This is a genomic window from Dickeya parazeae Ech586 (assembly GCF_000025065.1).
GTDB lineage: Bacteria > Pseudomonadota > Gammaproteobacteria > Enterobacterales > Enterobacteriaceae > Dickeya > Dickeya zeae.
This window is the reverse complement of sequence record NC_013592.1, coordinates 2872968-2899139: the sequence shown is the minus strand read 5'-3', so window position 1 is coordinate 2899139 and position 26172 is coordinate 2872968. Positions and strand designations below refer to the sequence as shown.

The window sequence follows — 26172 nt, the reverse complement described above, 5'->3', positions numbered from 1 at the left end:
CCAAAATAATTCGAGTTGCAGGAAGGCGGCAATCGAGTGAATCCCCAGGAGCTTACACAAGTAAGTGACTGGGGTGAGTGAGAGCAGCCAACACACCTGCAACTTGAAGTATGAAGGGTATAGGGATGCAATCGTCATAATGAGGGGATTGCTGCCCGCCGGTTCGGCAAGCAGCGCAGGAGGTATGCGTTAGCTTGCCTTGATAGTTATTATGTAAGGGTGACAGTCCAACATAGTGCTCCTATGAAAATTTGGCCTGATTATAGTCATCTAATAAATTATGTAAAGCCCAAAAGCTACCCATTGCGTATTTATTGGATTTTTCCTGCGGTTGTTTAGTTTCTGTTTGGAAAACTATCTGGATAGACATGAATTATCCGTCGCATTTAAACAGTGGAATGAGGATATATACTCCACGAAAGTGGAGTGCGCTACTTTATGACAATGTGGTTATTTACTGATGGTAAGTTGAGGTGTTAATAATCTGGAGAATAAAAATTTTCTGGTCATTATCTAATGCGTATCTTCAGTGATTTCATTAATGTAATTAATGTGGCGTGTCGTTGTTTTTTTGTAAAGATAAACCTATCCTAAACAAATGTGAGAATTCGCTTCTTCCAACTAAACTGATTATCTATATTAGCTGTGTAATAAATTGCAGTATCTCGTTTGGCGAGGCTCCTATACAAACATAGGTTACTGATCTGACGACATCGAGAGATGCCCAAGGTTAAGACAGGCTTTATCGGATTAAGGTTCAGCCCAAGGTAACTTCTGATTAATTAGATACGTTGTATAGTGCTAAAACCTGGACGTGGAGATTAGATAATCTGTACTCCCTCTCTGGTTAGCGCCCCTATACGATTCACTGTTGAAATTTAAACAGAAATAGGGACTAATAATGGAAAAAATACGTCTAAAATATTCATGTGAATCGTCAGCCGGTTTTGAGTTTTCTGATAAGATTTCGGTGGCGAATTATATGAGATCTGATTTCATCACCATTCCTTACAATCTGTGCGTTGAGGAAGCAAGACAATATTTTCTGGCTCAGTTAAAAACCGATGAAATTCCTCCTTTAATCTTTATCACCGAGGGAGATTATCATCTGCGGGGTACTCTCTCGGTAAAAAAGCTACTGCAATGTGTCGAGAGCGATAGCGCCGTTGGGTTAATGATGGACCCGATATATTTTCAGGTTTCACCTGATGATATCCGCAATGATGTCGCGCATTTACTGATGGAAAACAACCCGGAAGTGGTACCTGTGGTGGTGGCACACCATACGTTAGTGGGCGTATTGGGCGAGCGTGAAATTGCGCAACTGATTGAAGACGAAAATACTGCGGATGCCCAACGTCAGGGAGCTACCATACCATTGGACAAACCTTACATGGATACCAGTCCATGGGAGTTATGGCGTAAAAGAGCACCGTGGCTGCTGATGCTTTTTGCCGCTGAAGCCTACACTGGTAATGTGCTAAAGGCTTTTGAAGAGCAACTGGAAGCAGCGATTGCGCTGGCATTTTTTATCCCGTTACTGATTGGTTCCGGTGGTAACAGCGGTACTCAGATTACTTCAACGCTAGTACGTGCCATGGCGCTGGGTGAGGTTAGCCTGTCAAAGCTACATGTAGTCCTTCGCAAGGAGCTGTCTACCTCACTGCTTATTGCGTTAACCATCGGCATCGCGGCATGGATACGGGCGTGGGTTATGGGCGTTGGGGTAGAGGTCACCCTGGTGGTCAGTCTGGCACTGGTTGCAATTACGGTATGGAGTGCGATTGTGTCATCAGTGATCCCGATGCTATTGAAACGGATTGATATTGATCCTGCTGTTGTTTCAGCCCCTTTCATTGCAACGTTTATTGATGGAACAGGATTAATCATTTATTTCAAAATAGCGCAGTATGTCATGGGGATTTAGATAACCTTCTGAACATGCTATTAAGTCCGGAGCTTAGGCCTGCAAGCCACTTCGCATCAGAAGTGGCACAATAAGCCGCCTCTCTCACGGACCTGTGTACCGATTAAGGAAGGCTCTGTCTGGCTGTTGTGCCTGGCCCGTGATGCAGGACATCGTCTTTATCTGAGGGGACGCGATACTGTCCCCACCTCAGTTATCCCCCACCTCAGTTATTCCGCATCCTGTACCGCGTTTCTGGCGATAGGCCGTGATGGCAGGGCATCAATGTTTTTCTCCCACCACATCGGTGTGGTCGTGGGTGTCCCCAGCGTGACCACTTCACCCAGCATCGGTGTCAGCATCGGTATGTGCCGCGCTTGTGCTAACTGGCTGCTGTGTTGCACCGGGTCGGCCCAGTCGTGAAACGCCAGCGCAAACATCCCCCAATGGATGGGCATGAACTGGCGGGCTTGCACGTCTTGTACCGCCTGTATGGTCTGTTCCGGATGCATGTGTGAGTCTGGCCAGCGTTCGTTGTACTGGCCGTTTTCCATGAAGGCGAGATCAAACGGACCAAAGCGTTCACCAATTTCACGGAAATGTTCGCCGTAACCAGAATCACCACTAAAAAAGAGTCGCTCCTGTTGTCCTTCGATCACCCAGGATGCCCATAGCGTGGTGTTACGATCAGACATACTGCGGCCAGAAAAATGGTGCGACGGTGTGGCGGTAAAGCGAATACCGTGAAACGTATGAGATTGATACCAATCCAGTTCCTGGATGCGGCTGGCGTCGATCCCCCATTTTTGCAGGCGTTGACCCACTTTCAGCGGGGCGATAAACCGGGTTGTGGTGTCACGAAAGGCGCGGATGGTTTGCTCGTCGAGATGATCGTAATGGTCGTGCGATAGCAGGATGAGGTCGATATCCGGCAGGGCTTCACGTGCCAGCACGGGGGGCTGAAAGCGGCGGAACATAAAACTGAATGGTGAGACGCTGGCGGAAAAGACCGGGTCTATCAGGATGCGGGTATCATCCAGATTAAGCAGCAAAGTGGAGTGCCCGAACCAGATAAATTTGAGGCGCTCATCGGCGGCAAGGAACGCGGTCAGGTTGGGGGATAGCGTCGGTAACCGTTTAGCTGGTACACGCCCTTTGCGCTGAAAACCCAGCCGCCACAGCAGTGACAGGCTTTGCCACAGACTCATCCTCGGAGCCGTCGACGGGCGCGGATTGAAAAAACGCCCGGTTTGCCGGTTATAGTGCGGGGTGTCATGTGACGTGATGGTCGTTGGCATAGGTGCTCCTGACGTGCAGTATAGAGGGGATACGCTGACAACAACGGATGAGGCTATCCGTGCCGACATGATTACGGATAGCATGCCGTGCCGTACCTGTCATCGCATATGATGCGGTGCGTGAATTGAACGGCACCGCTCAGAGAGTGCCACCCGCTCGGTATTTACAGGTTAAACTTGCCGATCCAGGGGCTGTTTTTCTCGTTAGACCACAGATGCATCAACATATCTTTAAAGCGCTCCGCCGCCGGACTCAACGTGGAGTCTTTGCGCTGTACCACCCCGAGCGTTCGGCGCACGACGGGTTCTATCAGCGGTTTACTCACTAACACGTGGTGCTCGTCGCGCGGCATCGCCAGACTGGGCACCGCCGCAATCCCTAAACCGGCTTCTACCATACCCAGTGAGGTGGAGAGGTGGCGTACTTCATAAAACCAATTCGGTTTCCAGGCGCTGTTTTCCAGTGCCTGTTCAATCAATAACCGGTTGCCGCTGGAGCGTCTTACGCCAATCAGCGGGTAATCTGCCAGCTCTTCCCACATCACCAGTGACTTCTCTGCCAGCGGGTGGTCGCGTCGGCAGGCCAGTACAAAAGGCTCATTCACCAGCGGTATGAACTCCACATTAAAGTGTGTGACGTTGATCATATTAATACCAAAATCCGCGTCCCCGTTGAGCACGGCATCCAGACAGTCGCTTGCGCTGTGTTCCAGTATACGAATGCGTATATTCGGGTAGTGTTCGTTGTAATTACGAATCACCGCGGGCAGGAAATAAAAGGCGGCGGTTGGAATACATGACAACGTGACAAAGCCGGTTTGGTGTGACGCCATCTCCTGAATATTCAGGATCGAGTTTTCATAAAAATCAATGAGGTTTCTTGCGTTAGGCAAAAAACTTTTGCCGACGGCGGTCAGGCTGACCCGGCGAGTCGAACGTTCAAACAGCGCAGTTCCCAGGCTCTCTTCCAGTTTTTTTATCCGCCGCGTCAACGCGGGTTGAGAAATATGCAACAACTCTGAGGCTTTGGTAAAACAGCCGGTATCCGCAATTTTCACAAATGCCTTAATGCCCTGAAGCTCATGCTGCATGGGGGTTCTCTCCTGTTGACGGGGTACTGACAAGATAATCTGTACCGGTCTCTTGATTAATGCAAGAAATGAATTAATCGGTATTTTTTTGACATTAGATTCATTGATAGTGCTATGGAATGCTTGTGCCATCAGAAGCAGTTACAGCGTGAGAGAACGTGATGGTAAAGATTCCCTGTGTATTAATGCGCGGTGGTACATCGAAAGGCCCGGTGATTCTGGCCAGTGATTTACCGCAAGATAGCCAACAGCGTGACGAGGTGTTGCTGGCCTTGATGGGCTCCGGTCATGAGCTGGAGATCGATGGCATTGGCGGTGGTGCGCCGCAGACCAGTAAAGTCGCCATTGTTAGCAAATCCACCCACCCGCAAGCGGATGTCGATTACCTGTTTGCACAGGTGATGGTCAAAGAGCGCCGGGTTGATACCACACCCAACTGCGGCAATATGCTGTGCGCGGTGGGGCCGTTCGCGATTGAACATGGGCTGGTGAGCGCCCGGCATCCTACCACACGGGTACGCATTCGTAACCTGAATACCGGGACGATGGTGGATGCCGACATCCACACGCCGCAACAATGCGTAGAGTACGACGGCGAAACGACAATCGACGGTGTACCCGGCAGCGCGGCACCGGTCGGTCTGACTTTTCTGAATTCCGCTGGCAGCAAAACCGGCAAACTGTTTCCCACCGGCAACGTACGCGATGTGTTTGATGGCGTCGCGGTGACCTGTATCGATATGGCGATGCCGATGGTGCTGATCGATGCCCGCTCACTGGATAAAACCGGTAGCGAGTCGCCGCAGGCACTGGAAACGGATCAGGCGTTTATGCAACGACTGGAACATATCCGTTTGCAAGCCGGGCAGGCGATGGGGCTGGGGGATGTCAGCAATAAAGTGATTCCCAAACCCGTATTACTCAGCCCGCCGAATGCCGGTGGCACTATTCAGGTGCGCTACTTTATGCCGCACAACTGCCATCGTTCGCTGGCGATTACCGGGTCTATTGGTATTTCCACCGCCTGTGTGGTTGAAGGCAGCGTGGCACAAGATGTGCTGTCAGAAAAAGACAGAACGGCTTTCCTGGAAAACGTCAATATTGAACACCCTAGCGGAAAAATAGCCGTGTCGCTGATGAAAAATGGTGAGCGTCACGAAGATATCCGTGCTTCGGTTATTCGAACGGCAAGAAAGTTATTTGTCGGTAATGTTTATGTTCCTTCATACGCTCTGGAAACGGAAGATATTTAAAAATAATTAATGTAATAAAACGTTGTTTTATTTCCCCCTGTATCCCTAAAACTATATTGTGAGGTTATTATGAGTGCAATTAAGGCGCCTACATCACAAAGTCAGGAAGCATCCGTGAATATTACGCAATACATGCGTGTCATTTTCGCACTGGCCTTTTCCGGCCTGGCTGAACTGGCCTCTTTATTTTTTATTCAGCCATTACTCCCTGTATTGGCTAAAGATTATGACATTCCAGTCAGCCAGGTCAGTATTATTCTGTCAGCAGAAACCGCCATGCTGGCTATCGGGTTGTTGTTTACCGGTACATTAGCCGACCGTTACGGACGTAAACGTCTGATTGTGGTATCGCTGCTGCTGGGCGGTCTGCTGACGCTGATTTGCCCGCTGGTGAAGTCCTGGGCATTGCTGGTGATGGTCCGTGGTGTGATTGGTCTGTCATTAAGTGGTATCGCGGCAGCCGCCACCGCGTATATCAGCGAAGAAGTCGCACCGGTAGTCGCCGGGGTGGTGACCGGGTATTTTGTCTTTGGTAACTCGATTGGCGGTATGTCTGGTCGCGTGGTTGCCAGCCAGTTGATTGGGCATGTGTCTATTGATGTCATTTTCTATGGTTTTGCCCTGACGCTGATGTTTGCCGCACTGCTGGTTGCTAGGGTTCTGCCTGCATCGAAAAACTTCAAAGCCAGTACCAGCCTGAATTTTTCTTACATCGTTAAAGGCGCACAGGCACATTTCAAAAATAAAAAGTTATCACTGATGTATGTGGTTAGCTTCATTATTTTTGGTGTGTTCACTTCACTGTATAATTATCTGGCCTTCTATTTGGCACGCGAGCCTTTCAATGTGTCTCATGCTAATGCCGGATTGATTTCCTTCAGTTTTATCATGAGCTTTTTTACTGCACCGCAAGCAGGGCGTTTGTCACAAAAATACGGCGCGCTGAAAGTGTTGTCCGCATTATTCATGATTATGATCGGCGGTATGTTACTGACGTTAACCGCTAATCTGCCGGCGTTTGTGATTGGTGCCATTCTGTTTACCGGTTGTTTCTTCGGTTGCCACTCGATTGGATTAAGCTGGGTCAGTAAAAATGCTACCCATGCCCGTGGTCAGGCAACGGCACTGTATCTGTTCTTCTATTATATGGGCGGTTCCGTCGTCGGTTATTGCAACGGACTTATCTTCTCGGCCGCAGGCTGGCTGGGTATGACCGCATTTATCATTACGTTGCTGATTGGCGGTATTTTGGTGGCGACGTACCTCAATGGTATTCAACGGGTGAATTTAGTCGCGGCACAAAGTAATAAATAACCCTCTGTAATGAATCATCGGGTAAGTCATTACCCGATAATCCACATGCCAGAAAAGTCTGAGAAATAAAAAAGGGATACCGTTGCTGAAGCGTGTTTTCCAGCCGGTACAGAATTGCTATTGCACTCACACCAGGTGTAATCATGAAACTTGCAAGTTATCGCCATCAGGGCAAAAACAGTTACGGGATCCACACACCGGCGGGTCTGATCGATTTGGGCAGCCGTCTCGGTGACCGCTACGCCGACCTGAAAGCCCTGCTGGCCGGTCAGGCGCTGCACGAGGCCGCCGCCTTCCAGACCGACACCCCGGATGTCGCCGTCGCCGACGTCACCTTCCTGCCGGTGATTGTCGCGCCGTCCAAAATCCTCTGCGTCGGCATGAACTACGCCGACAAGCGCAAGGAGTTTAACGAGCTGAACCCCGCACCGACCCTGTTCGTGCGCTTCGCCGACTCCCAGACCGGCCACGGCACCCCGGTGCTCAAGCCCCACTACTCCAGCGAGTTCGACTATGAAGGCGAGCTGGCGGTCATCATCGGCAAAAACGGCCAGAACATCCACCGTGACGACGCACTGTCGTTTGTCGCCGGGTACAGCTGCTACATGGACGGCTCCGCCCGCGACTGGCAGCACAGCTGGTTCACCGCCGGCAAGAACTGGCAGAAGACCGGCGCCTTCGGCCCGTACCTCACCACCCGCGACGAAATCCCCGACCCGCACGCTCTGGCCATCCGTACCTTCCTCAACGGCCGCATGGTGCAGGACGACAACACCGCCAGCATGATCCACAAGGTGGCGGACCTGATTGAATACATCAGCACCTTCACCGCGCTCAGCGCCGGTGATGTCATCATCACCGGCTCGCCGGGCGGCGTCGGCAAGAAGCGCACCCCGCCGCTGTTCCTCAAGCCGGGCGACAGCATCGAGGTGGAGATCGAGAAGGTCGGCCACCTGCGCAACACCATCGGCGAGGCCGTCCGGCCGGTGACCGCCCCGCGTGCCGCGTCCGTGGCGGCCGGGCACTGAATCGTTCCCGCCGCCGGGTGACCGGCGGCGTCAGCCCCGCGGTGACGGGGCCCAGTAACAAGCAGGATAACCGTTATGTACGCCGATGACGACGAGAGTGTTACGTTTGCCACGCTGGATGCGCGCGTCCCGTCCCCCACGCTGGTGGAGATAACCGCGCTGCTGGCGCGCTGCCAGCTGGACCGGGACCAGGATGTCGAGTTTTTTGTGGCCGGCACGCATCACGGGCGGCTGGTGGCCTGTGCCGGGCTGTGCGCCAGCACCATCAAGTGCGTGGCGGTGGACCCCGACTTTCGCGAGCTCAGCCTGGGGGCGAAGGTGGTCAACGAGGTGGTGCAGCTGGCGGCCGAGCGCGGCCTGTTCCACCTGTTTCTCTACACCCGTCCCTGCAACGTCACGGCGTTCCGCGGCTGCGGCTTCTACCCGATTGCCTGCTATGACGACCAGGCGGTGCTGATGGAGAACACGCCGCTCGGCATCCGGCAGTACTGCCAGTCACTGGCGGCCGAGGTACGGCCGGGGCGGGACATCGGGGCCATCGTGATGAACGCCAACCCGTTCACGCTGGGGCACCGCTACCTGGCCGAGCAGGCCGCGCGGGCCTGCGACTGGCTGCACATCTTCGTGGTGCGCGAGGACGTCTCCTTCTTCCCGTTCGCCGAGCGGCTGGAGATGGTGCGCCAGGGGGTGGCGGACATCCCCAACCTGACGGTGCACGCCGGGTCGGAGTACCTGATTTCCAAGGCCACCTTTCCGGGCTATTTCCTGAAGGAAGAGTCGCTGATAAGCCAGGCGCACGCGGCGCTGGACCTCATCATCTTCCGCCAGTACATCGCCCCGGCGCTCGGCATCACCCGGCGCTTTGTCGGCACCGAGCCGTTCTGCCCGGTGACGCACCAGTACAACCAGGACATGCACCACTGGCTGGAGCAGGACGGGCGGGTGCCCGCCCCGGCCCTGACGGTGGTGGAAATCGAACGCACGCGCGAGCACGACGGTCAGGCGATATCCGCCTCGGCGGTACGGCGGCTGCTGCGGCAGCGCCAGTTCGACGCCATCCGCCAGATTGTGCCGGCGACGACGTTTGCGCATTTACAACGCTATGGCGAGCTCGCCTGCGCGTGACGTGTTTTTAATGTATCAGGCAGGAAAACCAACATGAAAATTATCAAGGAAGCCCTGGCGGGCACCTTCGAGTCCAGCGACCTGCTGGTCCGGGTGTCCCCGGCGCAAGGCCCGCTGACGGTGGTGATAAACAGTGAGGTCATCAAGCAGTTTGGCGACCAGATCACCCGGGTGGTGAACGACACGCTGAGTGCGCTGGGCGTCGAGTCCGGCACCGTGGTGGTGGAAGACAAGGGGGCGCTGGACTGCGTCATTCGTGCCCGGGTGCAGAGCGCCGTGCTGCGTGCCGCCGAGGTGGAACAGATTGACTGGGAGACACTGTGATGAGCACCACGCAACCGAAAAAACTGCGCCGCAGCATGCTGTTCCTGCCGGGCGCCAATGCCGCCATGCTGTCCAACGCCTTCATCTACCAGCCGGACTCCATCATGTTCGACCTGGAGGACGCGGTGTCGCTGCGCGAGAAAGATACCGCGCGCCTGCTGGTGTTCCATGCGCTGCAACACCCGATGTACCGGGACATTGAAACCGTGGTGCGCATCAACCAGCTCAACACCCCGTTCGGGCTCAAGGACCTGGAAGCGGCGGTGCGTGGCGGGGTGGATGTCATCCGCCTGCCGAAGACCGACTCCACCGACGACGTCGACGAACTGGAGCACCACCTGGCGCGCATCGAGAAGGCCTGTGGCCGGGAAGTCGGCTCCACCCGCATCATGGCGGCCATCGAGTCGGCGGTCGGGGTGATCAACGCGGTGTCCATCGCCCGCTCGTCCGAGCGCATGATTGGCATCGCGCTGGCGGCGTTCGACTACGTGATGGACATGCAGACCGAGCGCGGGGACGGCACCGAGCTGTTCTACGCCCGCTGTGCGGTGCTGCATGCCGCCCGTGCCGCCGGTATCGACGCGTTTGACGTGGTGTACTCCAACGTCAACGACGAGGAGGGGTTCCTGAAGGAAGTGGAGCTGATCCGCAAACTGGGCTTCAACGGCAAGTCGCTGATCAACCCGCGGCAGATTGAACTGCTGCACAACGCCTACGCGCCGACCCAGGACGAGGTGGACTACGCCCACCTGGTGATTAAGGCGGCGGAAGAGGGCGAGCGCGCCGGCCTGGGGGTCATCTCGCTGAACGGAAAAATGATCGACGGCCCGATTATCAACCACGCCCGCCAGGTGGTGGAGCGTGCACGGGCCTCCGGCGTGCGCCAGTAGGCACGGCCCGGTTAACCGACAGATTCTGCACGGGCCGGCCGGTGGCGGGAGCACGCCCCGGCGGGCCGTCGCAATGACAGGATGAGAGCATGAGTAACTTTATTGAAGCACTGCAGAAGCAATACCCGGAACAACGTCCGCTGCACCCGTTCGTCAGTGCCAACCACCGTACCCCCTGGCTGGATGACGTCACCGAAAAACACCGGCGCAAGCTGTGTGCCGACCTGGAGGAGGCCATCCGCAAGAGCGGGCTGCAGGACGGGATGACGATTTCGTTCCACCACGCGTTCCGTGAAGGGGACAAGGTGATCAACCACGTGGTGGACACGCTGGCCCGGCTGGGCTTTAAGGACCTGACGCTGGCGTCGAGCTCGCTGATGACCTGCAACGCGCCGCTGATAGAGCATATCCGCAACGGGGTGATTAGCCGTATCTACACCTCCGGCATGCGCGGCAAGCTGGCGGACGCGATTTCGCACGGGCTGATGAAAGAGCCGGTACACATCCACTCGCACGGCGGGCGGGTGCACCTGCTGCAGAGCGGGGAGCTGACGATAGACGTGGCGTTCCTCGGGGTGCCGAGCAGCGACGAATTCGGCAACGCCAACGGCACGTCGGGGAAATCGCGCTGCGGGTCGCTGGGTTACGCGATGGTGGACGCGCACTACGCGAAGACGGTGGTGCTGCTGACGGAAAGCCTGGTGCCGTTCCCGAACCTGCCGGCCAGCATCGTGCAGGACCAGGTGGACTTCGTGGTGCCGGTGGAGGAAGTGGGCGACCCGGCGAAGATCAGCGTGGGGGCGGCGCGCGTGACCAGCAACCCGCGTGAACTGCTGATAGCGCGCCGGGCGGCGGACGTGATAGCCCATTCCGGCTACTTCAAACCGGGTTTTTCCATCCAGACCGGCTCCGGCGCGGCGTCGACCGCCTGTACCCGCTTTCTGGAAGACCGGATGCAGAAACAGGGGGTGACGGCGCGTTTTGCGCTTGGCGGCATTACCGGCAGCATTGTCGACCTGCACGAGAAGGGGCTGATAGAGACGCTGCTGGACACCCAGTGCTTTGACGCCAACGCGGCGGCATCGCTGGCGAAAAACCCGAAACACGTGGAAATCTCGACCAACGTGTACGCCAACCCGAGCGCCAAGGCGGCGTGCTGCGACCAGCTGGACGTGGTGATTTTGAGTGCGCTGGAAATCGACACCCAGTTCAACGTGAACGTGATAACCGGGTCGGACGGGGTGATGCGCGGGGCGTCGGGCGGGCACTGCGACGTGGCGACGGCGGCGAACCTGACCATCGTGGTGGCGCCGCTGATCCGCAGCCGTATCCCGACGGTGGTGCGTCAGGTGACCACCTGCGTGACACCGGGCAGCGCGATAGACGTGCTGGTGACGGACCACGGTATCGCGGTGAACCCGGCGCGCCCGGAAGTGGCCGCACGGCTGACCGAGGCCGGGCTGAGCGTGATGCCTATCGAAGAACTGTACCAGCGGGCGATAGCGCTGGTGGGCGAACCGAAGGCGATTGAATTCCACGACCGCATCGTGGGGGTGATCCGCTACCGTGACGGCAGCGTGATCGACGTGGTGCGTCAGGTGAAAGAGGACAACGCGTGAGCGAGGCAGCGACAGGCTCTGCGGTCAGCGTCTCACTGAACAGTCTGCTGGCGGCGAAGGATCGCCGCCATGCACGCCAGCAGCAGCTGCTGGCGTTGCACCGTGCGACGGTGGTGTCGCTGACGCTGGTGACGCCGGGCGCGGTGAAGGACTCGGCGCTGTACCGTCGGGGTATGGGGGCCGCGGTGGCGGCGTTCAACGACCTGTGTCTGGCCCGGGGATGGGGGGTGCCGGAGCAGCAGCTGCACTGGCTGGAGACGGGGGCGGAGGCGTTCTGGGTGATAACCAAGGATGCGCTGAGCGTGAAGGCGGCGGCGATTGCGCTGGAAGAGCAGCATCCGCTGGGTCGGCTGTGGGATTTTGACGTGTTCTGCCCGCAGGCCGGGTCGGTCAGCCGAACGTTGCTGGCGCACGAACCTCGTCGGTGTCTGCTGTGTGATGAACCGGCTCATGTGTGTTCCCGTGGACAGCGTCATACGCTGACGGCGGTGGTAGGGCGTATCGACGACATGCTACATGGCTGGTTTGACGCACGCTGATCAGAGGGTTATTCACCAGCGGATAGTGTCGGCTTTGGTGGTAATAAATACTGATGCTGAAATTGTGTCTGGTTGGCTTGGGTGAACCCGTAATAAGGGAGCGCCGCTATTTCAGTTCAGTATTTGCAGGCCAGTATTGCGGCACTGACTTTCTTTGTTTGATGTTTGCTCGTTATTTATTTTCCGGGCTTAGGACCGCATGTCTGACTGAAAATGACATACCCAAAATAACTCGAATAACGTGAAGTATGACGGGTATAAAAATGATATCGCCAATTGTTATGTCAATACTCTGAACCCAAATCTGTTTTTATTTTGGCGTTAATTACGCATTAATTACCATTGCCATGGTAAGAGGAGTTGTCATGTTAGAACAGTATAATGCCCATATTGCAGAACGACGTGAAATGGGCATTCCGCCCAAGCCGTTAACTGCACAACAGGCGACAGAGCTGGTCGCTCAATTATCTGCCAGAGAAAATCAGTCATCTGGCGATATTCCGACGTGGCTTGACCTGCTGACATACCATATTTCCCCCGGCGTTGATGATGCGGCACAAGTGAAAGCCGACTTTCTGGGGAAAATAGTGCGTGGTGAGCTAACTATTGCAGCAATTTCTCCGATTGCCGCTGTGCGTTTATTGGCGACGATGCAGGGTGGCTATAATATTCAGCCATTAATTGATGCACTCGATAATAATGAGCTAGCCGAAGAAGCAGTAAAGGCACTCAGCCATACACTGCTGATATTTGATTATTTTGGTGAGATTGAAAAGAAAGCCGGGCAGGGGAATGTTGCTGCACAGCGGGTATTACAGTCCTGGGCTGATGCCGAATGGTTTAGTGCTCGTCCGGCTCTGGCGGAAAAAATCACGCTGACGGTATTTAAAGTCGCGGGTGAAACCAACACTGATGACCTGTCTCCGGCACCGGAAGCCTGGTCACGTCCAGATATCCCGCTGCATGCGCTGTGCATGCTGAGCGTGCCTCGTGATGGTGTCACGCCGGATAAACCGGGGTCTATCGGCCCGGTGGCGCAGATGCAAGCCCTGAAAGCGCAGGGGCATCCGCTGGTGTATGTCGGCGATGTGGTGGGCACCGGTTCGTCACGTAAATCTGCCACTAACTCGATTCTGTGGCATATCGGGCAGGATATTCCGTTCGTACCGAATAAACGTGCCGGTGGGGTGGTGCTGGCCGGGAAAATCGCGCCGATTTTCTTTAACACACTGGAAGACTCCGGTGCGCTGCCAATCGAGATGGATGTGACCGCGCTGTCGACGGGTGATGTGATCGATGTGTATCCCTATCAGGGTGAAGTGCGTCGCCATGATGACAATACCCTGATCACCCGCTTTAGCCTGAAAACCGACGTGTTGTTGGATGAAGTGCACGCAGGTGGCCGTATTGCGCTGATCGTTGGCCGCAGCCTGACTGCACGTGCCCGTCAGTCGTTGGGGCTGGCCACAAGCACGGCATTCCGTCTGCCCCAGGCACCTGCTGAGTCATCACGCGGCTATACGCTGGCGCAGAAAATCGTGGGTAAGGCGTGTGGCGTTGCCGGTGTTCGTCCGGGGCAGTATTGCGAGCCGCGGATGACTACGGTGGGCTCGCAGGATACCACTGGCGGCATGACACGTGATGAACTGAAAGATTTGGCCTGTCTGCAATTCTCTGCCGATCTGGTGATGCAGTCGTTCTGCCATACGTCGGCTTACCCGAAACCGGTTGACGTCAATCTGCATAAGACCCTGCCGGATTTTATCACCCAGCGTAATGGGGTATCGCTGCGTCCGGGTGATGGCATCATCCACTCCTGGCTCAACCGGATGCTGGTGCCGGATACCGTCGGCACCGGTGCAGATTCCCACACTCGTTTTCCGATTGGTCTGTCTTTCCCCGGCGGTTCCGGTCTGGTGGCGTTCGCGGCGGCAACCGGCATCATGCCGCTGGATATGCCAGAGTCGGTACTGGTGCGCTTTAAAGGGCAGATGCAGCCGGGCATTACGCTGCGTGACCTGGTCCATGCCATCCCTTACTTTGCTATCCAGCAAGGGTTGTTGACTGTGGCCAAGCAGGGTAAGAAAAACATCTTCTCCGGCCGTATTCTGGAAATTGAAGGTCTGGCGGGGTTGAGCGTCGAGCAGGCGTTTGAATTGGCGGATGCCTCGGCCGAGCGCTCGGCGGCAGCCTGTACCATCAAGCTCGAACAGACGGAAGTGGAAACCTATTTGCGCTCGAATGTGGCGTTGCTGCGCACCATGATAGAAGAGGGATATCAGGATGCGCCGACGCTAGCACGGCGCGTTGAACGCATGGAACAGTGGCTGGATGACCCACAGTTGCTGGAAGCCGACGCTGACGCCGACTATGCCGCTGTTATCGAGATCGATCTGGCAACCATCAACGAGCCGATTCTGTGCGTTCCCAATGACCCGGATGATGTGAAGACCCTCTCCGACGTGGCGGGAAACCGTATTGACGAGGTGTTCATCGGTTCATGCATGACCAATATTGGGCATTTCCGTGCGGCAGGTAAACTGATGTCGCAACATCAAGGGGATATCGCCGCCCGGCTTTGGCTGGCACCGCCCACACGTATGGATGCCCACCAACTCAGCGACGAGGGCTATTTTAGCCAGTTCATTAAATCAGGCGTGCGTATTGAACCGGCTGGATGCTCGCTATGTATGGGGAATCAGGCCCGCGTGAAAGCCGGTAGCCATGTGGTTTCCACCTCGACGCGTAATTTCCCGCATCGTCTGGGGACGGACGCCAGTGTCTATCTGGCATCGGCTGAGCTGAGTACGGTAGCGGCGATACTGGGTCGGTTACCTACGGCGGCGGAGTATTTGCAGCAGGTGGCGGTTCTGTCCCAGTCTGCGTCAGATATTTACCGCTATTTGAACTTTGCTGCACCGGCAGACCCGTCGGCAGGAAAGCGTATTCCGGTACAGGCGGTTTGATCATGCTGGCCCGCATTGATGCGGGCCATTTTTAATGCCGGTGTGTCCGGCATGACCCCCACTGTTACCTCCGCTTCCATTATCCGCCTTCATCACCTTGCTTTTATGGTGTTGCTGACATGTTGCAACACGACACCGCATCGATTTATTCGTCTGCTCGTTATCGCGTTGGGTTGTTAATGCCTCGGTAACGGCAGGTTGCCGGAATGAAATGAGGCTGACACGACGAGACATGACAAGCGGCGGATATCGCTATGTATTTACATGTATAGCGAAAGTCTGAGCATAAATACCCATAAAGGGGGTGAATGTACTATTAAAACCGTAATTCTTGATTTTGCTCAAAATCTCCTCGTGGCGTGTTGTTAGATTCCTCGCAACAAAAAAGACACATAAAATGATAGGGAAAAACATGCAAGTTAATCGAAGGGGCTTTTTTAAAGTCTGCGCCGGGGGAATGGCAGGGACTACACTCGCTGTTTTAGGATTTACACCCACAGAGGCGATGGCCTCGGTCCGTCAGTACAAACTGCTGCGCTCAAAAGAAACCCGCAACAACTGCACATATTGCTCTGTGGGCTGCGGGCTGCTGATGTACAGCCTGGGCGACGGGGCAAAAAACGCCAAACCCGCCATCTTTCACATCGAAGGGGACCCGGATCACCCGGTCAGCCGTGGCTCGTTGTGCCCGAAAGGTGCCGGTCTGGTGGATTACATCCACAGCGAAGGCCGCCTGAAATACCCGGAATACCGTGCGCCAGGTTCAGACAAGTGGCAGCGTATCAGTTGGGATGAGGCGATTGACCGTATCGCCCGGCTGATGAAAAAAGACCGTGACGCCAACTTCGAGCGCGTCAACGCCAAAGGTGCGTTGGTCAACCGTTGGCTGACCACCGGGATGCTGTGCTCGTCTGCTGCCAGCAATGAAACCGGTATTCTCGACCAGAAGTTTGCCCGCTCGCTGGGTATGGTGGCTATCGATTGCCAGGCGCGCCTGTGCCACGGCCCGACCGTTGCCGCGCTGGCACCGACGTTCGGCCGTGGGGCGATGACCAACAACTGGGTGGACATTAAAAACGCCAACGTGATCATCGTGATGGGTGGCAACGCGGCGGAAGCACATCCGGTTGGCTTCAAATGGGCGGTGGAAGCCAAAACCCACAATGACGCCAAACTGATTGTGGTTGACCCACGTTTTAACCGTTCTGCCGCCGTTGCTGACCTGTACGCGCCGATCCGCGCCGGGTCGGATGCCGCTTTCCTGCTCGGTGTCGTCAACTACCTGATCACCCACGACAAGATTCACCACGAGTATGTGAAGTCTTACACCAACGCCAGCCTGATCGTGCGTGAGGATTTCAGCTTCGACGAGGGGCTGTTCAGCGGTTATAACAGCCAGACGCACCAGTACGACAAGAGCAGCTGGCAGTACGAGCTGGGAGCGGACGGTTTCGCCAAACGGGACATGACGTTAAGCCATCCGCGTTGCGTGTGGAACCTGCTGAAAAAACATGTTTCCCGTTATACGCCGGAGATGGTGACCTCACTGTGTGGCACACCGGCGAAAGCCTATGAAGAGATTTGCCAGTCGCTGGCCAGCACCTGCGTGCCGAACAAAACCGCGACCTTCATGTATGCACTGGGCTGGACGCATCACACCAACGGCGCGCAGATCATCCGCTCGGCGGCCATGATCCAACTGCTGCTCGGCAACATCGGTATGGCGGGCGGCGGCATCAATGCGCTGCGTGGACACTCCAACATTCAGGGGTATACCGACCTGGGGCTGCTGAGCCTCAACCTGCCGGGTTACATGCCGCTGCCGTCTGAAAAACATGGTGACCTGAAAACCTACCTCAGCCAGATAACACCGGACGCCCTGTTGGCGGATCAGGTTAACTACTGGAAGAATACGCCGAAGTTTTTTATCAGCATGATGAAGAGCTTCTGGGGTGATAACGCGCAAGCCTCCAACAACTGGGGTTATGACTGGCTGCCGAAGTGGGACCGCAGCTATGACGTGATGGCCCAAACCGAACTGATGCTGGACGGCAAAATGAACGGCTACATCGTTCAGGGCTTCAACCCGCTGGCGGCGTTCTCCAACAAGAACAAGGCTACCGCCGCGTTATCGAAACTGAAATACATGGTGGTGATCGACCCGCTGGCGACCGAAACCTCCACTTTCTGGCAGAACCACGGCGAGTTTAATGACGTGAATTCGGCTGAGATTCAGACCGAAGTATTCCGTCTGCCGTCGAGCTGTTTTGCTGAAGAAAACGGTTCTATCGCCAACTCCGGGCGCTGGCTGCAATGGCACTGGGCGGCGGCCGAGCCACCGGCTGAAGCGCTGCACGACGCGAAGATCCTCGGTCGCCTGATGATGCGCCTGCGTGAACTGTACCGGGAAGAGGGCGGTGTGTGCCCGGAACCGGTGTTGAACATCAACTGGAACTATCAGGACCCGGAAGACCCGACGCCGGAAGAAATCGCCCGCGAATCCAACGGCATGGCGCTGGCGGATGTGTTCGACGAGAAAGGCAATCTGCTGCTGAAAAAAGGTCAGCAACTGGCGGATTTCTCGCAGTTGCGTGACGACGGCACCACCACCAGCTTCTGCTGGATTTACGCCGGGAGCTGGACCGAAGCCGGTAACCAGATGGCGAACCGTGATAACACCGATGTGGGTCTGGGCTGTACGCCGGGTTGGGCCTGGTGCTGGCCGCAGAACCGCCGCATCTTGTATAACCGCGCCTCGGCGGATTTGCAGGGTAAACCCTGGGACAGCAAACGCAAACTGCTGGAATGGACCGGCCAGAAATGGAAAGGCATCGACGTGCCGGACTTTGCTGCCACGGTAGCGCCGGGCAAAGACACCATGCCGTTCATCATGTTACCGGAAGGCGTCGCACGGTTGTTCTCAATGGATAAGCTGGCGGATGGCCCGTTCCCGGAACACTACGAACCGATAGAAAGCCCGATCGGCACCAACCCGTTGCACCCGTCGGTGGTATCGAACCCGGCGACACGCCTGTTTGCGCGTGATGCGAAAACCATGGGCAAGGCGAGCGATTTCCCGTATGTCGCTACCACCTATTCCATCACCGAGCTATTCCGTCACTGGACCAAGCATGCGCGTATGAATGCGATCATCCAGCCGGAGCAGTTTGTCGAAATCGGCGAGAACCTGGCGAAAAGCAAAGGTATTCAGGCGGGCGATATGGTGAAGGTCTCCTGCCAACGCGGTTACATCAAAGCCAAAGCGGTGGTGACCAAGCGTATCAAAACATTGACCGTGGCCGGAAAAGCGATTGAAACCGTCGGCATTCCCTGTCACTGGGGATTCGAAGGGACGACGCGCAAGGGATTCCTGGCGAATACCCTGACGCCTAGCGTCGGCGATGCCAACTCGCAAACGCCGGAGTACAAGGCGTTTCTGGTCAATGTGGAAAAGGTGTAAGGGTAAAACGTTATGTCAATGCAATCTCAGGATATTATCCAGCGTTCGGCCACCAGTAGCCTGACGCCGCCGCCACAGGTTCGGGATGATAAAAGCGAAGTCGCCAAACTTATCGATGTCACCACCTGTATCGGCTGTAAAGCCTGTCAGGCGGCCTGTTCCGAGTGGAACGACATTCGTGATGACGTCGGTCACAACGTGGGAGTGTACGACAACCCCACCGATCTGAGCGCGAAATCCTGGACGGTGATGCGCTTTTCTGAAGTGGAGAGCGAAGACCGTCTGGAATGGTTGATCCGCAAGGACGGCTGTATGCACTGTGCCGAGCCGGGCTGCCTGAAAGCCTGCCCGTCGGCCGGTGCCATTATTCAGTACGCCAACGGTATCGTCGATTTTCAGTCTGAACACTGCATCGGCTGTGGCTACTGTATCGCCGGGTGTCCGTTCAATGTTCCGCGCTTAAACAAGCAGGATAACCGCGTCTACAAATGTACGCTGTGTGTCGATCGCGTCAGTACCGGTCAGGAACCGGCTTGCGTGAAAACCTGCCCGACCGGCGCGATTCATTTCGGTACCAAAGAAGAAATGAAGAACGTGGCGGCCGAACGTATCGCGCATCTGAAAAAACGCGGTTACGCCAACGCCGGTCTGTATGACCCTGAGGGCGTTGGCGGTACGCATGTGATGTATGTGTTGCATCATGCGGATAAACCGTCGCTGTACCACAACCTGCCGGACAATCCGAAAATTTCGACGCCGGTTAATCTGTGGAAAGGTATTCTCAAGCCGTTATCCACGCTGGGCTTTGTCGCCACCTTCGCCGGGTTGATGTTCCACTACATCGGTATTGGCCCGAACACGGAGGAGATAGCGCATTCGGATGACGCACATTCGGATAAAGAACAGGCGCATGAAGGAGACGATAAGCATGAGTAACCCAAAAATGATTGTGCGCACGAAGTTCGCCGACCGCGTTTGCCACTGGATTGTGGTGATCAGTTTCTTTCTGGTGGCGCTGTCGGGTATCGCGCTGTTTTTCCCGACGCTGCAATGGCTGACGCAAACCTTCGGTACGCCGCAGATGGGGCGCATCATGCACCCGTTCTTCGGTATTCTGATTGTGGTGTGTCTGGTGCCGATGTTTATCCGTTTTGTCGGTCATAACATCCCGAAACGTCAGGATGTGCCGTGGTTCCTGAATATTATTGAGGTACTTAAGGGCAACGAGCATGAAGTGGCGGATGTGGGTAAATACAACCCCGGCCAGAAACTGATGTTCTGGAGTATCATGGGCTTAACGCTGGTGCTGTTGATTACCGGTGTCATCATGTGGCGGCCGTACTTCGCCCATTTGTTCCCGATAGACCTGGTGCGATACGCTATTTTGCTGCATGCCACCGCGGCCATTGTGCTGATCCACGCTATTTTGATTCACCTGTACATGGCGTTTTGGGTCCGTGGTTCGATCAAAGGCATGATCGAAGGTAAGGTCTCGGAGAAGTGGGCGCTGAAACACCACCCGCGCTGGGCGCGTGATGTGATCAGCAAAGCCAACAAAGACAAGAAGTAGCCCTCCCTGCTGGCGGTTCCCGTTTGGAGCGGGAACCGCCAGGCTGTTGACAAAACATCCCGCTGTTTGTCAACAGCCTCTCGCATCCCCCCCTTGCCGTGATTTGTGGTAGTCTGGCCCGTAACAGAGTTCAGGGTGAATGGTGCGCATGTCACTGAAACAGATTGCAAAAACGTTGGGATTATCGGTCACCACCGTTAGCCGGGCGCTCAATGGCTACGATGACGTGGCGGCTCGAACGCGCCTGCGGGTGGAAGAAGAAGCCCGGCGTCTTGGTTATCGGCCCAATACGTTTGCCCGCCGACTGAAAATGGGGCGTATTGACGCGGTAGGGCTGGTGTTTCCGATGCAGCCCGCACCGCTCAGTAATACCACCTTTATGGAGATGGTGGCGGAAATCAGCCACGAGCTGGCGAAGCAGGAGATTGATCTGCTGTTGATTGCCGACAAGGAGCAGGCCGATCACCATGCGTTTTTACGCATGATAGAAAGCCGCCGGGTGGATGCGTTGATCGTCGCGCATACGTTGCAACAAGACCCCCGACTGCAATACCTGCAATCGGTCGGCTTTCCGTTTTTAGCGCTCGGGCGCAGTGATCTGCCATTGCCTTATGCCTGGTTCGATTTTGACAGTCAGGCTGGTGCGGCGCTCGCTACCCGGCATTTGATCTCGCTCGGTCACCGTCACATCGCTTTTCTTGGCGAACATCACCCGCAATCCTTTATCGCCCAACGTCGCGCTGGTTATCTGGAGACGCTGGCGGCAGCCGGTATCACTCCGCGTGATGAACTGTTGCGGCAGGTGGCACCATCACGCCGGGAAGGGTATCAGGCAACGTTGCAATGGCTGGCGTTGCCGCAGCCACCTACCGCTATCGTTATCGATGGCAGCACGCAAGGGGAGGGGGCGGCGCTAGCGTTGCGTGACAGCGGCCGTCTGCAAGGGGAACGCGCGGTATCGCTGATCGTCTATGATGGCCTGCCCGCCGACTCGTTGCTGGAGATACCGGTCACCGCCATCACACAGGCTACCCGTTCGCAGGTGGGCCAGCAGATAGCCCAGATGGTGTCGCGTTTGTTGATGGGGGAGGCGCCATCCTCGCTACAGGTGTTATGGCAACCACAATTGCGCGCCGGACAGACGGATAACCCGCCGCCAGCAACGAAATAACCCGCCTGCGTCCGCCATTTTCGGCATCGTTTTCCACCCTCGTTTCTGCGTTCGTTTTTTAACCCGATCACAAAACCGAAACGTTTCGGTTTTTATCCGAAACGTTTCGGAATACAACTAACCTCATCAACCATTCAGGAGGATGAGGATGGAAACGACGCTAATTCGTCTGACCAGTTCGGTGACGGATGTGATTGTGCGCTGCCGACCGGCGGCGGAAATACTGTATTGGGGGTCACATCTGGCGACGTTTTCGCCACAGGATGTGCAGAGTCTGTCACGACCGGTGGCGAATGGTCGACTGGACGTGGACGTGCCGGTGACGCTGGCGGCGGAAACCGGACGTGGGCTGTTTGGCTCGCCGGGCATTGAAGGGCACCGTAACGGTCTTGACGCCTTTGCGGTGCTGACGACCGTTTCGGTAGAACAACCGAGCCCGCAACACCTGATCATTGAAGCGGAAGACCGTCAGGCAGGCTTGCGCCTGAGGAGCGAATTCAAGCTGCACGCCGACAGCGGGGTGCTGCAACTGCGTCATTGTCTGACCAACCTGCATCCGGGTGACTGGCAGGTGCAGCGGCTGGCGGTCACGCTGCCGCTGCCGGAATCAGCGGCGGAGGTGATGGCGTTTCACGGGCGCTGGGTGCGGGAGTTTCAGCCACACCGTACGCTACTGTCGCACGGCAGTCTGGTTCAGGAAAACCGCCGTGGGCGTACCTCGCATGAGTATTTCCCGGCGATGGTGAGCGGCGAGCCGGGATTTTCCGAGCAACAGGGCCGGGTATGGGGGGCGCACCTCGGCTGGAGCGGCAACCATCGGTTGCGCGCGGAGGTGAAAACCGATGGACGACGGCTGGTGCAGGCGGAAGCGCTGTATTTGCCCGGCGAAATCGCGCTGGCGCAGGGGGAGTCCCTGACCACGCCGTGGCTGTACGCCGCCTGCTCTGAGCAGGGGCTCAACGGTATGAGCCAACAGTTTCACCGCTTTTTGCGCCAGGAAATTATCCGCTTTCCTCGCGCCAATGCCCGCCCAGTGCATCTCAATACCTGGGAAGGCATCTATTTTAAACACGACCCGGACTACATCATGCAGATGGCGACGCAGGCGGCTGCGCTGGGCGTCGAGCGTTTTATTATCGATGACGGCTGGTTTCGCGGGCGCGACCATGACCGTGCTGCTCTCGGCGACTGGTACGTGGACGTGGAGAAATACCCGCAAGGGCTGATGCCGGTGATAAACCATGTGCGGGCGCTGGGCATGGAGTTCGGCATCTGGGTGGAGCCAGAAATGGTTAACCCGAATTCCGATTTGTATCGCGCGCATCCGGATTGGTTGCTGGCCGTGCCCGGTTACGAACAGCCGACCGGGCGTTATCAGTATGCGCTCGATCTGGCGAACCCTGAGGTATTCGATTATCTGCTGGCGCGCCTGAGCTGGCTGCTGGGTGAACACCCTATCGATTACGTGAAGTGGGACATGAACCGCGAACTGGTGCAACCGGCCCATCAGGGGCAGGCGGCCGCCGATCGCCAAACCAAGGCGTTTTATCGCCTGCTTGATGTACTGGGCGAACGGTTCCCGCAGGTGGAGTTTGAGTCCTGTGCCTCGGGCGGTGGGCGTATCGACTACGAGGTGCTACGGCGTAGTCACCGCTTCTGGGCGTCTGACAATAACGACGCGCTGGAGCGGCAGACGATTCAGCGCGGCATGAGTTATTTCTTCCCACCCGAAGTGATGGGCGCACACATCGGCCACTATCGCTGTCACGCCACCGGACGTCAACACAGCATTGCCTTTCGTGGCCTGACGGCGTTGTTTGGTCACATGGGTATCGAGCTGGATCCGGTACGTGCCGACGCGCAGGAACAGGCCGGTTTTCGCCATTACGTGGCGTTGCACCGCCAGTACCGCACGCTATTGCACACCGGCCGCCTGTGGCGGGTCGACATGCCGGATGCCACCACGCAGGTGCAGGGGGTGGTCAGCGAGGATAGCCGACAGGCGCTGTTTCTGGTCGCGCAACTGGCCATGCCGGATTACGCGCTGGCCGGGGTGCTGCGTTTCCCCGGGCTGGACGCGCAAGCCCGTTATCGCTTAACCGTGGTGGACCACCCAGACCTGAAGCCGGTTATCGAAGGTGGCAGCACCATGCGCCAGTTACCGTCCTGGATGGCGACACCGGCGCAATACAGCGGCGAATGGTTGATGAAAGCCGGGTTGCGTCTGCCCATTCTTAACCCGGAAACGGCGCTGTTACTGGAATTAGAACGTCTGTAATACAGCGGGAGAGGGCGACCTCTCCCCCGACTGGCCTTTTTTAAGGATAGATATATGGACATCAGTCAACCGACCCTACACACGACAACACATAAACATAACCGTAATTTCTGGATTTTCGGCCTGTTCTTCTTTCTGTATTTCTTCATCATGGCGACCTGTTTTCCGTTTCTGCCGGTCTGGCTGGCGGAGGTGATTGGTTTGAACAAAACCCAGACTGGCGTGGTGTTCTCCGCCATTTCTCTGTTCGCCATTCTGTTCCAGCCGTTGATGGGGGTACTGTCAGACCGGTTGGGATTGAAAAAACACTTGCTGTGGGTCATCGCCATCCTGCTGTTTTTGTTCGCGCCGTTCTTTTTGTATGTGTTTGCGCCGTTGTTAAAGGTGAATAGCCTGTTAGGGGCGGTCACGGGCGGTGTTTACATCGGGCTGGTGTTTTCCGCAGGCTCTGCGGCGGTGGAAGCCTACATTGAGCGCGTCAGTCGCCAGAGCGGTTTTGAGTACGGCAAGGCGCGTATGTTTGGCTGCCTGGGATGGGGATTGTGTGCCTCCACTGCGGGTATCCTGTTTAACGTTAACCCGGAACTGGTGTTTTGGATGGGGTCGGGCGCGGCGGTGCTGCTGCTCGTGTTGCTGCTGATAGCCCGACCGGAAGCTCACCCGACGGCGCAGGTGATGGACGCATTAGGTGCCAATCAGCCGCAGGTGACGCTAAAAATGGCAGGCCGGGTGTTCGGCGATCGCAAGCTGTGGATGTTCATCTTGTACGTGGTGGGCGTCGCCTGCGTATACGACGTGTTTGACCAACAGTTCGCCAACTTCTTTAAATCGTTTTTCGCCACACCGCAGCGGGGCAATGAGGTATTTGGATTTGCCACCACGCTCGGCGAACTGGCGAATGCAGTCATCATGTTTTGCTCGCCGTGGATAATTAATCGCATCGGTGCGAAAAACACGCTGCTGGTGGCGGGGATTATCATGACGGTGCGTATCGTCGGGTCGGCGTTTGCGACCAGCGTGGAGGAAGTGGTGGCGCTGAAAATGCTGCATGCGCTGGAAGTCCCGTTCCTGCTGGTAGGAGCGTTCAAATATATCACCACCACCTTTGACACCCGTTTGTCTGCCACCATCTACCTGATTGGTTTTCAGTTTGCCAAACAGTCGGCGGCGATTTTCCTGTCGGCGATGGCCGGAAATCTGTATGACCGCATTGGCTTTCAGCACACCTATTGGATTCTCGGGGCGATTGCCCTGACGGTGACGCTGATCTCCGCTTTCACGCTATCCGGCGCGCGTAGCGCCCCGCAACCGACCTATCGAACCACGGTGTCTTAACGGCGTTTACTCCTGGGTCGGCCGCCGCTGATTGCGGCCGACGTTGTTTTTAAGAGCGCTAACTGTTAACTACACTAGCTTTTAACGGTATTAATAGCCCAGATATCTTGCGCCAACCGGTGGTCGAGCAGATAGGCGTAAGGCATATAGAAATAGCCGTTCTCTCCCACGTTTTTTCCCCATGAATTGCGGAATTTAAAGAGCTGTGTGGCGTTGTCATACCCGACACACAGAACGGCATGGCCACCTTCCGGTTTATCTTTGCCGCAGGGCAGCGGTACCACCACCGGCAGGTTTTTCAGGTCCATCCAACTGGAATAGACCGTAAAACCGAACACAAACGGAAAGCCGCAGGCCAGACAGCCTTGTAAGTGTGACAAATCCTGGGATAGACGCTGGTAGTTGGTGATGGTGTATTTCAATGCGTCTTGATAACAGCGTTCCGGTGGTCTGGTCGCCGCCGGGGCACCGGGAGGAAATTCACCGCCTTCTTCCTGTGCGGGGGTCGCCACATAGGGCCACTCTTCTTCCGGACAGACTCCCAGTTTATGCAGGGTTTTGATGCCATCGCGCAGCGTAGCGCCCGCATCATACTTGATATCGCCTTCAATGGTGCGCTCGTTGTAGTAGATGAACAGCCGTGACGGTATAAAGTTAGGTCGCTCACCAATTTTTAATCGTTCAAACTGCACCGCGCCTGCCAGCGCGTTGGCGGTACACGAGCCGATAGGGCCCTGATCGTAGACCTCAAACGTTGGCGTCAGGTCCACTTTGGCCGGGAGCACTTTCAGCACGCTGGGGTCAGGGGTGTAGTGATGGTCGCGAATGTCTGGGGTATCGGGAATGTAGCCCAGTCGGGATTTACGTCTTTTGGTTAACATAGCATCGCTCTCCTGATGGTAGGGTTCCTGCCCATTGTTGGCGATGGGGTTTATTCAGCTATCGGAATGGGTTGAGAGAGGATGACTGGCCGATGATCATCTGTTGCAGGATGTGAGTGCGACG

19 protein-coding genes and 1 riboswitch are annotated in these 26172 nt (G+C 56.2%); of the genes, 16 read left to right on the top strand and 3 right to left on the bottom strand.

Annotated elements, in window-relative coordinates; genetic code table 11:
* The first annotated feature begins 657 nt into the window (after positions 1–657).
* Positions 658–827, top strand: a riboswitch (M-box (ykoK) riboswitch).
* A gap of 74 nt (positions 828–901) precedes the next feature.
* Positions 902–1927 (top strand): magnesium transporter, encoded by a 1026-nt coding sequence (locus DD586_RS12700; RefSeq protein WP_012885229.1) that lies wholly within the window; start codon positions 902–904, stop codon positions 1925–1927.
* A gap of 209 nt (positions 1928–2136) precedes the next feature.
* Here DD586_RS12700 and DD586_RS12695 read toward each other — a convergent pair whose 3' ends face one another.
* Positions 2137–3204 carry an MBL fold metallo-hydrolase gene (locus DD586_RS12695; protein ID WP_012885228.1) on the bottom strand — a complete coding sequence of 356 codons (1068 nt, stop codon included), beginning with the start codon at positions 3202–3204 and terminating at the stop codon, positions 2137–2139.
* Between the two features lie 164 nt (positions 3205–3368).
* Positions 3369–4295: a LysR family transcriptional regulator gene (locus DD586_RS12690; RefSeq protein WP_012885227.1), complete on the bottom strand. Its 927-nt coding sequence runs from the start codon at positions 4293–4295 to the stop codon at positions 3369–3371.
* A 161-nt stretch (positions 4296–4456) separates the two neighbouring features.
* On the opposite strand from DD586_RS12690, the gene DD586_RS12685 reads away from it, so the two are divergent.
* From DD586_RS12685 to DD586_RS12615, 15 genes are all read left to right on the top strand, one after another.
* Positions 4457–5548, top strand: a complete 1092-nt coding sequence (locus DD586_RS12685) for a 4-oxalomesaconate tautomerase (RefSeq protein WP_012885226.1) — start codon at positions 4457–4459, stop codon at positions 5546–5548.
* A gap of 69 nt (positions 5549–5617) precedes the next feature.
* Positions 5618–6862, top strand: coding sequence for an MFS transporter (locus DD586_RS12680; RefSeq protein ID WP_012885225.1), 1245 nt, complete (start codon positions 5618–5620; stop codon positions 6860–6862).
* A gap of 143 nt (positions 6863–7005) precedes the next feature.
* A complete protein-coding gene (locus tag DD586_RS12675) occupies positions 7006–7890 on the top strand; it encodes a fumarylacetoacetate hydrolase family protein (RefSeq protein ID WP_012885224.1) in 885 nt (294 codons plus the stop codon).
* Positions 7891–7965: 75 nt separating this feature from the next.
* Positions 7966–9015, top strand: coding sequence for a [citrate (pro-3S)-lyase] ligase (gene citC, locus DD586_RS12670; protein ID WP_012885223.1), 1050 nt, complete (start codon positions 7966–7968; stop codon positions 9013–9015).
* A 33-nt stretch (positions 9016–9048) separates the two neighbouring features.
* Positions 9049–9339, top strand: coding sequence for a citrate lyase acyl carrier protein (gene citD, locus DD586_RS12665; RefSeq protein ID WP_012885222.1), 291 nt, complete (start codon positions 9049–9051; stop codon positions 9337–9339).
* Positions 9339–10229, top strand: coding sequence for a citrate (pro-3S)-lyase subunit beta (gene citE / locus DD586_RS12660; RefSeq protein ID WP_012885221.1), 891 nt, complete (start codon positions 9339–9341; stop codon positions 10227–10229). The genes citD and citE overlap by 1 nt, the downstream gene beginning before the upstream one ends.
* 89 nt (positions 10230–10318) lie before the next feature.
* Positions 10319–11848: a citrate lyase subunit alpha gene (gene citF, locus DD586_RS12655; RefSeq protein WP_012885220.1), complete on the top strand. Its 1530-nt coding sequence runs from the start codon at positions 10319–10321 to the stop codon at positions 11846–11848.
* Positions 11845–12387, top strand: a complete 543-nt coding sequence (gene citX, locus DD586_RS12650; RefSeq protein ID WP_012885219.1) for a citrate lyase holo-[acyl-carrier protein] synthase — start codon at positions 11845–11847, stop codon at positions 12385–12387. Before citF ends, citX begins: the two co-directional genes overlap by 4 nt.
* 365 nt (positions 12388–12752) lie before the next feature.
* Positions 12753–15353 carry a bifunctional aconitate hydratase 2/2-methylisocitrate dehydratase gene (locus DD586_RS12645; RefSeq protein WP_012885218.1) on the top strand — a complete coding sequence of 867 codons (2601 nt, stop codon included), beginning with the start codon at positions 12753–12755 and terminating at the stop codon, positions 15351–15353.
* Between the two features lie 412 nt (positions 15354–15765).
* Positions 15766–18813: a formate dehydrogenase-N subunit alpha gene (fdnG, locus tag DD586_RS12640; protein ID WP_012885217.1), complete on the top strand. Its 3048-nt coding sequence runs from the start codon at positions 15766–15768 to the stop codon at positions 18811–18813.
* A 12-nt stretch (positions 18814–18825) separates the two neighbouring features.
* Complete coding sequence (fdxH, locus tag DD586_RS12635; protein WP_012885216.1) at positions 18826–19749, top strand: formate dehydrogenase subunit beta; 924 nt, start codon at positions 18826–18828, stop codon at positions 19747–19749.
* Positions 19742–20383 carry a formate dehydrogenase-N subunit gamma gene (gene fdnI / locus DD586_RS12630; protein WP_012885215.1) on the top strand — a complete coding sequence of 214 codons (642 nt, stop codon included), beginning with the start codon at positions 19742–19744 and terminating at the stop codon, positions 20381–20383. The genes fdxH and fdnI overlap by 8 nt, the downstream gene beginning before the upstream one ends.
* Positions 20384–20531: 148 nt before the next feature.
* Entirely contained in the window at positions 20532–21554 is a 1023-nt protein-coding gene (locus DD586_RS12625) for a LacI family DNA-binding transcriptional regulator (RefSeq protein WP_041164967.1), read from the top strand.
* Positions 21555–21702: 148 nt separating this feature from the next.
* The gene (locus DD586_RS12620) at positions 21703–23832 is read left to right on the top strand and encodes an alpha-galactosidase (RefSeq protein WP_012885213.1); all 2130 of its coding nucleotides are present in this window, start codon (positions 21703–21705) and stop codon (positions 23830–23832) included.
* A 54-nt stretch (positions 23833–23886) separates the two neighbouring features.
* A complete protein-coding gene (locus tag DD586_RS12615; RefSeq protein ID WP_012885212.1) occupies positions 23887–25167 on the top strand; it encodes an MFS transporter in 1281 nt (426 codons plus the stop codon).
* Positions 25168–25241: 74 nt separating this feature from the next.
* Here DD586_RS12615 and DD586_RS12610 read toward each other — a convergent pair whose 3' ends face one another.
* On the bottom strand, positions 25242–26048 hold the full coding sequence (locus DD586_RS12610; RefSeq protein ID WP_012885211.1) for a C1 family peptidase: 807 nt from the start codon (positions 26046–26048) through the stop codon (positions 25242–25244).
* Positions 26049–26172: the final 124 nt, after the last annotated feature.

Excerpts from the sequence above, each read along its gene's own strand:
- DD586_RS12700 (WP_012885229.1), top strand. The coding sequence starts at position 902 with ATGGAAAAAATACGTCTAAAATATTCATGTGAATCGTCAGCCGGTTTT.
- DD586_RS12695 (WP_012885228.1), bottom strand. The coding sequence starts at position 3,204 with ATGCCAACGACCATCACGTCACATGACACCCCGCACTATAACCGGCAA.
- DD586_RS12690 (WP_012885227.1), bottom strand. The coding sequence starts at position 4,295 with ATGCAGCATGAGCTTCAGGGCATTAAGGCATTTGTGAAAATTGCGGAT.
- DD586_RS12685 (WP_012885226.1), top strand. The coding sequence starts at position 4,457 with ATGGTAAAGATTCCCTGTGTATTAATGCGCGGTGGTACATCGAAAGGC.
- DD586_RS12680 (WP_012885225.1), top strand. The coding sequence starts at position 5,618 with ATGAGTGCAATTAAGGCGCCTACATCACAAAGTCAGGAAGCATCCGTG.
- DD586_RS12675 (WP_012885224.1), top strand. The coding sequence starts at position 7,006 with ATGAAACTTGCAAGTTATCGCCATCAGGGCAAAAACAGTTACGGGATC.
- citC (WP_012885223.1), top strand. The coding sequence starts at position 7,966 with ATGTACGCCGATGACGACGAGAGTGTTACGTTTGCCACGCTGGATGCG.
- citD (WP_012885222.1), top strand. The coding sequence starts at position 9,049 with ATGAAAATTATCAAGGAAGCCCTGGCGGGCACCTTCGAGTCCAGCGAC.
- citE (WP_012885221.1), top strand. The coding sequence starts at position 9,339 with ATGAGCACCACGCAACCGAAAAAACTGCGCCGCAGCATGCTGTTCCTG.
- citF (WP_012885220.1), top strand. The coding sequence starts at position 10,319 with ATGAGTAACTTTATTGAAGCACTGCAGAAGCAATACCCGGAACAACGT.
- DD586_RS12645 (WP_012885218.1), top strand. The coding sequence starts at position 12,753 with ATGTTAGAACAGTATAATGCCCATATTGCAGAACGACGTGAAATGGGC.
- fdnG (WP_012885217.1), top strand. The coding sequence starts at position 15,766 with ATGCAAGTTAATCGAAGGGGCTTTTTTAAAGTCTGCGCCGGGGGAATG.
- fdxH (WP_012885216.1), top strand. The coding sequence starts at position 18,826 with ATGTCAATGCAATCTCAGGATATTATCCAGCGTTCGGCCACCAGTAGC.
- fdnI (WP_012885215.1), top strand. The coding sequence starts at position 19,742 with ATGAGTAACCCAAAAATGATTGTGCGCACGAAGTTCGCCGACCGCGTT.
- DD586_RS12625 (WP_041164967.1), top strand. The coding sequence starts at position 20,532 with ATGTCACTGAAACAGATTGCAAAAACGTTGGGATTATCGGTCACCACC.
- DD586_RS12620 (WP_012885213.1), top strand. The coding sequence starts at position 21,703 with ATGGAAACGACGCTAATTCGTCTGACCAGTTCGGTGACGGATGTGATT.
- DD586_RS12615 (WP_012885212.1), top strand. The coding sequence starts at position 23,887 with ATGGACATCAGTCAACCGACCCTACACACGACAACACATAAACATAAC.
- DD586_RS12610 (WP_012885211.1), bottom strand. The coding sequence starts at position 26,048 with ATGTTAACCAAAAGACGTAAATCCCGACTGGGCTACATTCCCGATACC.